This is a genomic window from Flavobacterium sp. KACC 22758 (assembly GCF_028736135.1).
GTDB classification, from domain to species: Bacteria; Bacteroidota; Bacteroidia; order Flavobacteriales; family Flavobacteriaceae; genus Flavobacterium; species Flavobacterium johnsoniae.
Genome location: NZ_CP117878.1, coordinates 3,951,894 through 3,964,522 on the forward strand (window position 1 = coordinate 3,951,894; position 12,629 = coordinate 3,964,522).

Annotated in this window: 11 protein-coding genes and 1 other RNA gene; 5 read left to right on the forward strand and 7 right to left on the reverse strand. The window is 33.5% G+C overall.

The window, feature by feature from the left end:
- Positions 1-51 precede the first annotated feature (51 nt).
- Positions 52-1,518, forward strand: a complete 1,467-nt coding sequence (locus PQ462_RS16420; RefSeq protein WP_274250810.1) for an MFS transporter — start codon at positions 52-54, stop codon at positions 1,516-1,518.
- Positions 1,519-1,631: 113 nt separating this feature from the next.
- Here the strand turns inward: PQ462_RS16420 and PQ462_RS16425 are convergent, their stop codons facing one another.
- From PQ462_RS16425 to ffs, 5 genes are all read right to left on the reverse strand, one after another.
- On the reverse strand, positions 1,632-2,126 hold the full coding sequence (locus tag PQ462_RS16425; protein WP_274250811.1) for a hypothetical protein: 495 nt from the start codon (positions 2,124-2,126) through the stop codon (positions 1,632-1,634).
- 90 nt (positions 2,127-2,216) lie between these two features.
- The gene (gene fsa, locus PQ462_RS16430; RefSeq protein WP_274250812.1) at positions 2,217-2,873 is read right to left on the reverse strand and encodes a fructose-6-phosphate aldolase; all 657 of its coding nucleotides are present in this window, start codon (positions 2,871-2,873) and stop codon (positions 2,217-2,219) included.
- Between the two features lie 143 nt (positions 2,874-3,016).
- Complete coding sequence (locus PQ462_RS16435; protein WP_044048064.1) at positions 3,017-3,223, reverse strand: hypothetical protein; 207 nt, start codon at positions 3,221-3,223, stop codon at positions 3,017-3,019.
- Positions 3,224-3,227: 4 nt separating this feature from the next.
- On the reverse strand, positions 3,228-4,031 hold the full coding sequence (locus tag PQ462_RS16440) for an SDR family oxidoreductase (protein WP_274250813.1): 804 nt from the start codon (positions 4,029-4,031) through the stop codon (positions 3,228-3,230).
- Between the two features lie 157 nt (positions 4,032-4,188).
- Positions 4,189-4,286: signal recognition particle sRNA small type (gene ffs / locus PQ462_RS16445), an RNA gene on the reverse strand.
- An 88-nt stretch (positions 4,287-4,374) separates the two neighbouring features.
- On the opposite strand from ffs, the gene PQ462_RS16450 reads away from it, so the two are divergent.
- Both PQ462_RS16450 and hutI read left to right on the forward strand, forming a co-directional pair.
- Positions 4,375-5,424: a glutaminyl-peptide cyclotransferase gene (locus PQ462_RS16450; RefSeq protein WP_274250814.1), complete on the forward strand. Its 1,050-nt coding sequence runs from the start codon at positions 4,375-4,377 to the stop codon at positions 5,422-5,424.
- 91 nt (positions 5,425-5,515) lie between these two features.
- Positions 5,516-6,751, forward strand: a complete 1,236-nt coding sequence (hutI, locus tag PQ462_RS16455; protein WP_274250815.1) for an imidazolonepropionase — start codon at positions 5,516-5,518, stop codon at positions 6,749-6,751.
- A 184-nt stretch (positions 6,752-6,935) separates the two neighbouring features.
- Here the strand turns inward: hutI and PQ462_RS16460 are convergent, their stop codons facing one another.
- Entirely contained in the window at positions 6,936-7,817 is an 882-nt protein-coding gene (locus PQ462_RS16460; protein ID WP_012026536.1) for a hypothetical protein, read from the reverse strand.
- 97 nt (positions 7,818-7,914) lie between these two features.
- On the opposite strand from PQ462_RS16460, the gene PQ462_RS16465 reads away from it, so the two are divergent.
- Positions 7,915-8,961, forward strand: coding sequence for a formimidoylglutamase (locus tag PQ462_RS16465; RefSeq protein ID WP_012026537.1), 1,047 nt, complete (start codon positions 7,915-7,917; stop codon positions 8,959-8,961).
- Positions 8,962-9,085: 124 nt separating this feature from the next.
- Positions 9,086-10,333, forward strand: a complete 1,248-nt coding sequence (locus tag PQ462_RS16470; protein WP_274250816.1) for a DEAD/DEAH box helicase — start codon at positions 9,086-9,088, stop codon at positions 10,331-10,333.
- Here the strand turns inward: PQ462_RS16470 and PQ462_RS16475 are convergent.
- Complete coding sequence (locus tag PQ462_RS16475) at positions 10,330-12,519, reverse strand: response regulator (RefSeq protein ID WP_274250817.1); 2,190 nt, start codon at positions 12,517-12,519, stop codon at positions 10,330-10,332. The two genes, PQ462_RS16470 and PQ462_RS16475, sit on opposite strands and share 4 nt — an antisense overlap.
- Positions 12,520-12,629 lie beyond the last annotated feature (110 nt).

Here is a 12,629-nt window from a genome sequence, read left to right on the forward strand (position 1 = left end):
TATTTACGGTCTTCAAAAAACAATTTATTAAAAATTAACCTTATTACAATTATGAGTTCAGAAAATGTTCAAACCAAATGGGGACAGTTTATCTCATTGATAATCGTCTTCTTCTTTTGGGGTTTTGTTGGTTCTGCCAATGACATCCTGATTCCAGTATTCAAAAAAGTATTTACTTTATCTCAAGTACAATCACAACTAGTTGCTTGGGCATTTTATGCTGCGTATTTTGTAGGTTCAATAATCTTCTTTTTAGTTTCTTTAAAATTAGATGTTCTGCAAAAATTCGGATACAAAAAAACACTTTCGGCTGGTTTAATACTTTCTGCTGTCGGGTCATTTTTATTCGTTCCGGCTGCAACAATGGAAAGTTTCCCTTTCTTTTTAACCGCTTTGTTTACTGTTGGTTTAGGTTTTTCAATTCAGCAAATTGTAGCAAATCCTTTAGCAATTAAAATGGGAAGTCCAAACACTGGAGCTCACCGTTTAACATTAGCAGGAGGTATCAACTCATTTGGAACAACTATTGGAGCTATCTTACTAGGTATAGCTTTATTTGGAATGGGAGATAACAAAAAAACAGCTCTTTCATTAGAAGATATTAAATTACCATTCATCATTCTTGGACTTGCGTTTATCGCAGTAGCAATTTTCATGAACTTCTCTAAAATTGAAGATCCTGAAAAAGAGGTTGAAGTTGTTAAAACAGCACACGAAAAATTCAATATTCTTGATTACCCGCAATTGTATTTAGGAATGTTAGGTATTTTTATTTACGTAGGAACTGAAGTAACAATCATTAGTAATTTACCTGCTTTATTACATACGCAAGAATTTGGAAACGTATTAGAAGATGCCGTAGCTCCATTTATTGCCCTTTACTGGGGAAGTTTAATGATTGGACGCTGGAATGGTGGTGTAAACGTTTTTGATACTTCAAAATTAGTAAACACTGCATTAAAATTCATCGTTCCTGCTATTGCATTTGGAGTAATCATTGGAGCTAATATTTTTGCTGCACACGATGTATCTTCATTCTATATCTACCCAATCTGGATTTTATTATTCATTGGAGTTAGTTTTATTGGAGGAAAAAATGCCGGAAAAACTTTAATGCTTTTCGGACTTTCCGGAATCACAATGATGGTTGCCGGATTAGTTTGGCCAGATCCTTCAATTGCTAAATTCTTCTTTATCTCAGGCGGATTATTCTTGTCTATTATGTGGCCTTCTATCTTCGATTTAGCGATCGCAGGTTTAGGAAAAAACACAGGAAAAGCATCTTCTTTCTTAATCATGATGATTTTAGGAGGTGGTGTTATTCCATTAATCCAGGGAAGTATCTGTGATTTTGATCTAACAAAACCAGAAGGAATCTTTGGAATTTCATGGACACATTTCTCTTATGTAGTACCACTTATTGGTTTTGCTTATTTAGGATTCTACGGTTTCTACTGCCCTAAAATCTTGAAAAAACAAGGAATCAGCCACGTTGAAAGCGAAGGCGGCGGACACTAAAAAATTTAAACCATTTATATAAAAAAATCCAAATTCCCGTAAACAGGAATTTGGATTTTTTTATTCATAAAGAAAAACCTTTGAACCTTTGTCCCTCTAAACCTTTGCCCCTTTTACTTAGCGTTAATAACATTACCCAGATTCTTTTTGAAAATCGCTTTATTCTGTGCCGAAATCGGGTAAACCACATCTTTATCTGCATGAACAATAACTTTGTCTATATTCGCTTTTAAAAGTGCTTCTGGATCTTTTATTTTTAAAGTACACGCTCCGTCAAAAAAGCCGTCATCTTCGATAATCTTTCTGGCTTCTAAAACAGTACCATCAGTTAAGACTGCAGAAATTGTCATTTCCTTATTTAAAGTTTTCGAATAAAAACCATCCATAACCAAAAGCAGTCTATAGGAGTTCTTCATTTCAGGTCCTTTAAACTCATGTCTCGTTATATTATACCGAAGTCCTTTTGCCAGACTTTGAAACTTAACAGAACTGTCCAATTCATAAGTTGCCACATCGCCGGCTTCATTGACAGAAGTAATCACCTTCGCTTGGGCATTTATAGAAAAACCAGCAGTTAAAAAACACAAAACAATTAATATTACTTTCATATTCAATTATTTAAGATTTACATAAAAGTAAAAAAAATCGCCTTTTCTCGTTAGAAAAAAGGCGATTTTAATTTTATAACTATCTAAGGATTACTTATTTCCTTTTTCGAAATCAGCTACAAATTGAGCTAAACCAATATCAGTTAAAGGATGTTTCAACAATCCGTAAATTGCAGAAAGCGGTCCAGTCATAACATCAGCACCAATTTTAGCACAGTTTACAATATGCATTGTGTGACGTACAGAAGCAGCTAAAATTTGAGTTTCATAACCGTAGTTATCATACACTTCTCTAATTTCCTGAATCAGGTTTAAACCGTCAGTAGAAATATCATCTAAACGGCCTACAAACGGAGAAACATAAGTAGCTCCCGCTTTAGCAGCCAAAAGAGCCTGTCCAACAGAGAAAACAAGAGTTACGTTAGTTTTAATCCCTTTATCAGAAAAATATTTTGCAGCCATAACTCCTTCTTTAGTCATAGGCAGTTTTACAACGATTTGCTCATGTAATTCAGCAAGCTCCTCGCCTTCTTTAACCATACCTTCAAAGTCAAGAGCATTAACTTCAGCACTTACATCACCTTCTACAAGATTGCAAATATCAACATAATGCTTAAGGATGTTGTTTTTTCCGGTAATACCTTCTTTCGCCATTAACGACGGGTTAGTTGTTACACCATCTAAAACACCTAAAGCTTGTGCTTCTTTAATTTGAGCTAAATTAGCTGTATCAATAAAAAATTTCATAATCTATTATATTTAAATTGTGTTGATTTATTTTTTGGCGTGACCACAAGGGTCGGGCTTTCGGCTCTATCTTTTGTTCCGTTTCTCTTCACAAAAGGATAACGCCTCTATCCCTCACGCAAACTCAGCTGCAAAATTACAACTTAAAATTGCTTAGAAGAATTGTTTTTATTTAATTCTTTCAATTCATCCCTAATTTCTTCCAGAACTTTTAATGTTTCTTCTTTATAAACTTCAGAATTATTAATCTTATCACTCAAAGAACTTAAAATTCGGCGAAGCACAAACCAAATAACCAGAAAAACTATGACAGTAAAAATAGTAGGCAAAAATTCTGTAATCTTATCCATAATTCTATAACTTATAATGATTCATTAGCATTTTTTCGTAAACCTTATCCGGAAGCGCGCGTTTCAAAACAATTGAAAATTTCTGCATAAACGCACCTACTTTATAATGTACTTTTGGCTTTTCTTTTTGAATGATTTTATAAATCGCTTCGGCCATTTCATTCGGGTTGCTTCCTGCATCAACATGTTCGTTCATTTCAGCAAGCGTATCTCCATATACTTTTTCATAAGCAGAACCTTTTACAATAGGCGCATGATAACGTCCGGAAGCAATATTAGTTGCAAAATCACCGGGAGCTACATTTGTAATTTCAATTCCAAACTGCTTTACTTCCATTCTCAAAGCCTCGGTAATCAATTCTAAAGCTCCTTTTGAAGCCGAATACACACTTCGGTAAGGAAGTCCCATATAAGCGGCAATAGAAGTAATATTAATAATTAAACCTGATTTTTGTTCGCGCATTTTTGGCAGAACAGCTTTCATAACTTCAATTGGACCAAAAAAATTCGTTTCAAAGTTGTTTTTAATTTCCTCCATCGGAATTTCTTCTAATGGTCCCGTGATTCCAACTCCGGCATTGTTAATTACAATATCCAGTCTGCCCGAAGTTTCGATAATCTTACTGACAGCCGATTTAATCGAATCAGCATTTCGAACGTCTAAAGCCACAAGAGGAAAAATAGAATTCAGGACTTTTTCAGGATTTCGGCTCGTTCCATACACTATGAAACCTTTTTTATGCAAAAATTCACCAATAGATTTTCCAATCCCTGAAGATCCTCCGGTAATTAAAACAACTTTATTCATTTTTGGGTTATGAGTTATAAGTTATGAATTTTGAGTTTTTAGTTCAATGAAGAGAAATTTTTCAGCCTGACATTTAACTTCTAACTCAACGAAAGGTCCAAAAATAAAAAAATCCTCCCGAAGGAAGACTACTTTTATACAAATTCTAAAAAATAAAAAGTGGCAAGCGACCTACATCGCACCGCTCAACCGCGTACCCTTGCTATGTTCCCATCCTGGGGGAGTCTGCAGGAGCTGGTCGTGTAGGACTTGCCGGTGCAAATATACAATCTTTTTATATTTTTGCAAGAGCTTTGCTGCTATAAAAATATCATCGTATATTGGCTTATTCAAATTTTAAACTATGAAAAAATATAACTTCCTAGCTGTCATTTTATTAGGAATCACATTAATTGGATGCAAAGGCACAAAAAAAGGTGAAAATTCTTTATTCACTATTGATGATTCTGCTTTTCCTGCCCATTTTTTACCAAAAGAATCAGTTTCAATCGGAATTTTGAACCCAAATTCGAAAGAAATTGACAGCATAGTTTACTTCATTAACGACAAAAAAGCAGGAAGTAAAAAAGGAGCCGAAAAATTTAAATTTGACTTAAAAGATCAAAAACTAGGTTATCAATACTTAAAAGCAACTGCTTATTTTGGCGGAGACTCTTCTGATGCTACCAAAAGAATTGAAGTCGTTTCTGATATCGAACCTAAACTATTAAAGTATAAAGTAGTTAATACTTTCCCTCATGACACTACTGCGTTTACAGAAGGCTTAGAATTCCATGATGGCCTTTTATTTGAAAGTACTGGTCAAAAAGAAAACTCATATTTTAGATCTGTTGATTATAAAACAGGAAAAGTAATTAAGCAAGTTGACCTTCCTAAGGAATATTTTGGCGAAGGAATAACTTTTATAAATGATAAAATTTATCAGTTAAGCTGGCAGGAAAAAACCGGTTTTATCTATGATGCAAAAACTTTTAAACTAGAGAAAACTTTCAAATACGACAAAGATATTGAAGGCTGGGGAATGACACATGATGATAAATACATTTACCATTCAGACGGGACTGAGAAAATCTGGAAAATGGATCCAAATACTCAAAAATTAATTGATTATATAAATGTATATTCTGGTTCTTCAAAAATTAAATCTATTAATGAATTAGAATTAATTAACGGGAAGTTTTATGTAAACGTTTGGCAAAAAGATGCAATTGCTGTCGTAAATCCAACTTCTGGATCAGTAGAAGGAATATTAGACCTTTCAGGTTTACGTAAATTTGTTAAAGCAAAAAATGCAGAAGTTTTAAACGGAATAGCCTACAACCCACAAACCAAAACAATTTTTGTTACAGGGAAATATTGGGACAAATTGTTTGAAATAACAGTTTCGGAATAAAAATACAAAAGAATCAAAATACGAATTTCACAGATTTCACGGATTAGTTCGTGATAATTTGTGAAATTTGTGTTTTATAACACTATCTACAATGATTACATTAATAAAAAACATACAGGAACTACTCCAAATACGCGAGACTTCAATTTCTAAAGTTTCGGGAGCCGAAATGGCAGAGCTTCCTGCAATTAAAAATGCCTTTTTAGTAATAAAAGATGATCTTATTACTGATTTTGGCTCTATGGAAAACCTTCCTGAAATTAAAGCAGACAGCATTATCAATGCTTCCGGACGTGTTGTTCTTCCTGCCTGGTGCGACAGCCATACGCATATCGTGTATGCTGGAAACCGCGAACAGGAATTTGTAGACCGCATAAACGGATTTACCTATGAAGAAATTGCCAATCGTGGCGGCGGGATTTTAAATTCGGCTAAAAAATTAAATGAAACTTCTGAAGAAGAAATTTACGAACAATCAAAAATTCGTCTGGAAGAAGTCATGCATTTAGGAACCGGAGCTGTCGAAATAAAATCAGGTTACGGATTAACTGTTGAAGGCGAATTAAAAATGCTTCGTGTGATAAAAAAACTGGCAGAAAATTATCCAATTTCAATAAAAGCTACTTTTTTGGGCGCACACGCTTTTCCAACGCATTATAAAGAAAACAAAGCAGGTTATATCGATGAAATCATCACAAAAATGCTTCCTGAAATTGCACAAAACAAACTGGCAGATTATGTAGATATTTTCTGCGAAAGCGGTTACTTCTCGGTTGAAGAAACAGAAAAAATCATGCAGGCGGGAATTAATTTTGGTTTAAAACCAAAAATTCACGTTAATCAATTTAATTCTATCGGTGGTATTCAGTCTGGAGTTAAATTTAACGCACTTTCTGTAGATCATCTTGAAATAATGAACTCAGAAGACATTGAAGCTTTAAAAGGCACCGAAACGATGCCTGTCGCATTACCTTCATGTTCTTATTTCTTAAGCATTCCGTACACACCAGCACGCGAAATGATTAAAGCAGGATTACCTTTGGCACTTGCAACCGATTTCAATCCTGGTTCTACTCCATCCGGGAACATGAATTTTGTTGTAGCTGCAGCTTGTATTAAAATGAAAATGACTCCAGAAGAAGCCATAAATGCTGCAACAATAAACGGCGCTTATGCAATGGGACTTTCAGAAACTCATGGAAGTATTACAAAAGGCAAAAAAGCCAATTTAATTATAACTAAACCTATTTCATCTTACTACCAAATTCCTTATGCTTTTGGAAGCAATTTAATTGAAGATGTTTTAATTAACGGTCAAATTATATAATAAAATTATTCCTTTTTCAAAATCATTTAACCCACAGCCAAAAACTGTGGGTTATTTTTTTATACTGCAATATTTTAAATCATACTAGTACCAAAAGATTCACAAAGATTTAGTCCATAAAAAAAGGCCTGTGAAATCACAGACCTTTAATATCAAAGTGGTATTTTTTACTTCTTTGGCACAATTATCTTAAACTAAAACTAGTTTTAGAAACTAATTCGTCATTATCAAAAACATTGATAAAATAAGTTCCTTTAGCGAAATCTTTTCCTGGAAGATCTTCAGTAACATTTACAGATTTGTTTTCATACTTTACAGTAGTTTTAAAGCTGTAAGTTAAAGAGTTATCTCCAAAACTTTCTGTTTTTTTCTCGCCCAAAACGTTGTTTTTTGCATCAATAACCTGAACATAATATGTTTTATCTCCAGATTTAGCAATTTGGTTTTCAGCAATAGTAAAACTTACTTTTAAGATATCAGCACGGCTTGCTTTATCTGTTTCAATTTGTTTTCCAGAGCTTTTCAATTTATAAGCAGAAGTTTTAGTGTTCAAAATTGATAATTTAGAACCTCTTTCAACTGTTTTTGCAAGCTCCTCATTTTGTCCTACAAGTACTTCGTTGTATTTTTTAGACTCTCCTAATACAGTAATTGTACTATCTCTCTGAACTGTTAAAACACCATTTTGTTTTTTCAATTCGTCGTTTTCAGCAACTAGAGTTTTCATTTTTCCCTGCATTGCCTGTACCTGAGCTCTGTATTTAGAAACATCACCTTTAGATTTATTCAAATCATCCATCAAAGCGACAACTTTATCTCTTTCCTGAATTAATTCGTCTGACATTGATGTGTTTTCAGCAATTGCAGCATCATAAGTTGCTTTCAATTCCTGTAAATCTTTCATTACAGACTCTTTTTCTGTCATTGTAGTTGTAAGTTCTGTCTTAACTACATCAGTATCAGAAGATAATTTAAAAATATACACTAAGCTACCAATCAGTAGGACTGCTAAAACCGCTATAATCGCTTTTAGACTTGAATTGTTGTTGTTCTTTGGGTTTTCCATATTTAATAATTTTCTTTAATAACAAATTTAAGAATTAATATATGTTAATAACGTAAGTTGTTACAATTATATTATTTTTGGAAAATAAATTTTTTTCATGGAGAAATTGATTCCTTTTACTGTCAATGATTTGGCAAAAGTCACAAATCATCGTAGTGGTGAAATAAAATTCGGAGAAAAAATGATTGTTTTGCCGAAAGATGCAGACAAAATCAAATTTTTACAAGAATCTGAGGCGAAGTATGTTCTTTTGGGAATTCCGGAAGACATTGGTGTACGTGCGAATTATGGAAGACCCGGAACAGCATCAGCGTGGGAAAACGCTATTAAAAGTATTGCAAATATTCAGCATAACCGCTTTTCAAAAGGCAGTCAGATTATAGTTTTAGGACAGCTTGATGTTTCTGCAGAAATGCGCGACGTCGAAAACTTAGATTTTAATGACATTGACGACCGCTCTAAACTAAGCCAGCTGGTAGAAAAAATCGACAAAGAAGTTTCGCATATTATATTTACTATAATGAAAGCCGGTAAAACTCCTATTATTATTGGAGGCGGACATAATAATGCTTACGGAAATATTAAAGGTTCGGCTTTAGCCAAAGGAAAACCAATAAATGCCGTAAATTTTGATGCGCATTCTGATTTTAGAATTCTGGAAGGACGCCACAGCGGCAATGGATTTTCGTATGCGTATGAAGAAGGTTTTCTAAAAAAATATTTCATTTTCGGACTTCACGAAAACTACACTTCAAAAAGCGTTTTAGATCTTATTAAAAAACTGGAAGACCGCGTGCGTTATAATACTTATGACAGCGTAAATATTCGTAAAGAAAAAGATTTTACCCGCGAAATGGCTCTTGCATTAGAGTTCATAAAAACAGATGCTTTTGGAATTGAGATTGATCTCGACGCTATTCCTAATATTGCCAGCAGTGCTATGACGATCAGCGGATTTTCGGTAGAAGAATTGCGTCAGTTTATTTCGTTTTTCGGACAGCATAAAAATGCTGCGTATTTACATATTTGTGAAGGTGCTCCAGATTTAGCCGATTCTCCAAATAACAATTTAATTGGAAAATTAATTGGGTATTTAGTAACTGATTTTATTAAAGCAAATAACGAAAAAGAGAAATTAGCTTGAAGAACAGGCGGCTTAAAACCACACATTTTCCAAATAATACAAGATTCAAACAGCCGATTGACTGAATAAACCTATCTTTGCACAGAATTTAGTACTTAAAACTAAAATTCTTAATTACTAAGATATGTTATTCGAAGATTTATCACTCTCAAAAAGTATACAAAAAGCCGTATTTGAAGAAGGCTATTTAAATCCCACTCCTATTCAGGAAAAATCCATTCCAATTGTTTTAGCCGGAAGGGATTTAATTGGCTGTGCGCAGACAGGAACAGGAAAAACAGCAGCATTTGCGATTCCAATTATACATCAATTACACCGAATTGTAGGTTCATCAAAAAAAGCCAAACAAATTCGCGCGCTTATTGTAACGCCTACGCGTGAACTAGCGGTACAGATTGGACAGAGTTTTGACACCTATTCTAAATATACCAACTTAACGCAATTAACTATTTTTGGCGGTGTTTCTCAAAACCCTCAGGTTGATGCTTTAAAAAATGGTGTTGATATTTTGGTGGCAACTCCAGGCCGATTATTAGATTTACACAAACAAGGTTTTCTTGATTTAAATCATCTGCACACTTTAGTTTTAGATGAGGCAGATCAAATGCTGGATATGGGTTTTATAAACGATGTAAAAAAGATCGTAAAACTTACCCCTAAAAACAGACAAACTTTATTATTCTCTGCAACAATGCCTCTTGCAATTCGCGAATTGGCAGAAATGTTCTTGCAGGATCCTGAAAAAGTTGAAGTTTCTCCGGTTTCATCAACTGCCGAAAATGTAGAACAGCGTGTTTATTTTGTTGATAAAACAGAAAAAAGAAACCTGCTTTATCGTTTAATTAAGGAAGAAAATTTATCAAACGTATTGGTTTTTTCAAGAACCAAACATGGCGCAGATAATGTTGTAAAAGCGCTTCGCAAGAAAGATATCCCGGCAGAAGCCATTCACGGAGACAAATCGCAAAATGCGAGACAGCGTGTTCTGGATGCTTTTAAAAACAAAGAAGTAGGCGTTCTGGTTGCTACAGATATTGCAGCAAGAGGAATTGATATTGAGCAGCTGCCTTATGTTATCAATTTTGATTTACCCAACATTCCTGAAACTTATGTACATAGAATTGGTCGTACAGGACGTGCAGGAAACGGCGGTATTGCAATTTCTTTCTGCGGTAAAGACGAAGAACCTTACTGGAAGGATATTAAGAAATTAATTAAAGTAGATGTAAAAATTATTACAGATCATCCTTATCCATGGCATTCAGGAAGTCCTGAAGCAGGAGAAAAACCTAAAAATTCAAACAGAAGCGGCGGTGCTCACAAATCGAGAAAATCAAGTGCTTCAAAACAAAACAAAAAACGCTGGTATTAACAACCAGCGTTTTTCGCTTCTATTATTAAGTAATTTATAATTTTAAATAATTTTACAGGCTCAAAAGGCTTTACAATAATATCATTCATTCCAGCTGAAAGAGCTTCGTCTGTAATTTCGTCTTTATCAAAAGCTGTCAACGCGACTACAGGCGTTTTTACCCCTAACAGCCGAATGCGTTTTGTAGCTTCAAAACCGTTCATTAACGGCATATTAATATCCATTAAAATAAGATCAAATCTTTCTTTCTCTAATATTGTAAGCGCTCCAAAACCGTCATCAACGACTTTGCAGACAAAATTATTTTTTTCGATAATCTTTTTCGTAACCAGCTGGTTAATTAGATTATCTTCTACAATAAGAATTTTATAAATTTCGCTTGATGTTAAATCCACCTCTATATCTTCAATTATTTTTTTTGTTTTTTGAGGATCATGTTCAAACGGAATTACAAATGAAAATGCAGTTCCTGCACCTAAATCACTTTCCAGTGTAATTGTACTTCCAAAAAGCCCCAATAATCGTTTTACTATACTTAAACCTAATCCCGTTCCCTGATAATCTTCATCTTTTCGTCCTACCTGAACGAATTTTTCGAATATTTTATTTTGATCTACAGCCGCAATTCCAACTCCGTTATCTCTTATCAAAAAATCCAGATAGTATAATTTCCCTTCTATCTTATGTAATTTCACGACAATATCAACTTCCCCGTTTTTTGTAAACTTTAGCGCATTGCTCACTAAATTCATTAAAATCTGACCCAGTCGAAGTTTATCACCAATTAAATACTCAGGAATATAATCGTCTATTTCAACATTAATTTTGTTATTATTTTTTTGGGATAGAAAAGAAAGTGAATTTTTGATCATTGTTATTTCATCTGAAATATTAAATGTCAAGCTTTCTAAAACTACTTTGTTTTCTTCAATTTTATTAATTTGAAGAATATCGTTAACTAAGGAAAGTAAATATCGTGCCGAAAATTTTAAAGCACTTAAATGCTGGCTCTGCGATAATTCTTTGTGTTCTTCAAGAAGCATATTTGTTATTCCTACTACACCATACAGCGGTGTACGCAATTCGTGGCTTATAGTCGAAATAAATTGGGTTTTGAGTAACGAGGCTTCTTCTGCAATTTCTTTTGCCTCTAAAAGCTCTAAATTGTGTTTTTTCTTAAATCCTATATTCTTAATCAGCGTTACAATTAAAAAAAGCAGGATTAGAGACGTGAGTATAAACAGGATTACAATAATTCTTGATTTTTTAAGACTTTGAGACTGGGATGTTTTCTCATTTTCAATTTTGTCAATCTGTCTTTTATATTCATCCAGCTCTAAATTGAATCCGGCAATTGATGCTTTTTTTAATTTTTCCTGATTATAAAGTTCCTCTGTAATTTCATTAAACTTTACAAGATGCTTATACGCTTCTTTATAATTTTTTACTTTGGTTAAGAATTTTGAATATTCTAAATGTGTATAAGACAAATCCGATTTTTCATCGCTGTTTTCTCCGGCGGCAATTGCTTTTAAAAAATAAGAATTAGCGGCTGTATTTTCGTTTTTGTAACTGGAATACATTCCGTTTAACATATAAACTACGATTTCTGTTGAAGCATCTCCGTACTTTTCGACATGATCGCCAACAAATTTTAAGTAGGGGTATCCAGCGTCAAATCTTCCAATATCAAAATAGGCCCAGGCAATATTGACATTGGTAAAATAAATCTGATCGCTGTTGTTTGTTTTTAAACTATAAGCAATTGATTTTTGATAATAATCTATCCCTTTATCAAACTGCTTTTTTTCAAAACAGTAAATATTTCCTATATTGTTGTTAAGACTGTATTTTAACGAATCGTTGTCTGTTTTATTTGCGTAGTATAAACCTTTATTGTAAAAGAAAAGGGCTTTATCAATTTCTGATAATTCGTTATAATTTCCGGCAATAACTTTGTATGCCTTTGCAATTAAATTATCATTTTTTGCTGCTGTGGCATAATTTAATGCTACACGTGAAGTAATGAGGGATCTTTCGAAATTGGAGTCTTTAAAGTCGTTCCAGGCCTCCTTAATTAATCTGTTTATCCGGGCTTCTGAAACCGGTTCAGATTGTGCTACGGCAAAATTGCTGAAACAATTCAGAAATAGCAGTGTAAATAAAAAAATCCGTATGTGGGGCATCAATCGGCTAATTTTATCAAATATACACTTAAAAATAAAAAAAAGCCGTATTTCCTATAAAAATACAGCTTTTCTTTTCGGTTATCTTATATTGTTTTTCTCTTAAAAAA

Excerpts from the sequence above, each read along its gene's own strand:
- PQ462_RS16470 (WP_274250816.1), top strand. The coding sequence starts at position 9,086 with ATGTTATTCGAAGATTTATCACTCTCAAAAAGTATACAAAAAGCCGTA.
- PQ462_RS16425 (WP_274250811.1), bottom strand. The coding sequence starts at position 2,126 with ATGAAAGTAATATTAATTGTTTTGTGTTTTTTAACTGCTGGTTTTTCT.
- PQ462_RS16435 (WP_044048064.1), bottom strand. The coding sequence starts at position 3,223 with ATGGATAAGATTACAGAATTTTTGCCTACTATTTTTACTGTCATAGTT.
- PQ462_RS16460 (WP_012026536.1), bottom strand. The coding sequence starts at position 7,817 with ATGGAAAACCCAAAGAACAACAACAATTCAAGTCTAAAAGCGATTATA.
- PQ462_RS16450 (WP_274250814.1), top strand. The coding sequence starts at position 4,375 with ATGAAAAAATATAACTTCCTAGCTGTCATTTTATTAGGAATCACATTA.
- PQ462_RS16440 (WP_274250813.1), bottom strand. The coding sequence starts at position 4,031 with ATGAATAAAGTTGTTTTAATTACCGGAGGATCTTCAGGGATTGGAAAA.
- PQ462_RS16465 (WP_012026537.1), top strand. The coding sequence starts at position 7,915 with ATGGAGAAATTGATTCCTTTTACTGTCAATGATTTGGCAAAAGTCACA.
- PQ462_RS16475 (WP_274250817.1), bottom strand. The coding sequence starts at position 12,519 with ATGCCCCACATACGGATTTTTTTATTTACACTGCTATTTCTGAATTGT.
- hutI (WP_274250815.1), top strand. The coding sequence starts at position 5,516 with ATGATTACATTAATAAAAAACATACAGGAACTACTCCAAATACGCGAG.
- PQ462_RS16420 (WP_274250810.1), top strand. The coding sequence starts at position 52 with ATGAGTTCAGAAAATGTTCAAACCAAATGGGGACAGTTTATCTCATTG.
- fsa (WP_274250812.1), bottom strand. The coding sequence starts at position 2,873 with ATGAAATTTTTTATTGATACAGCTAATTTAGCTCAAATTAAAGAAGCA.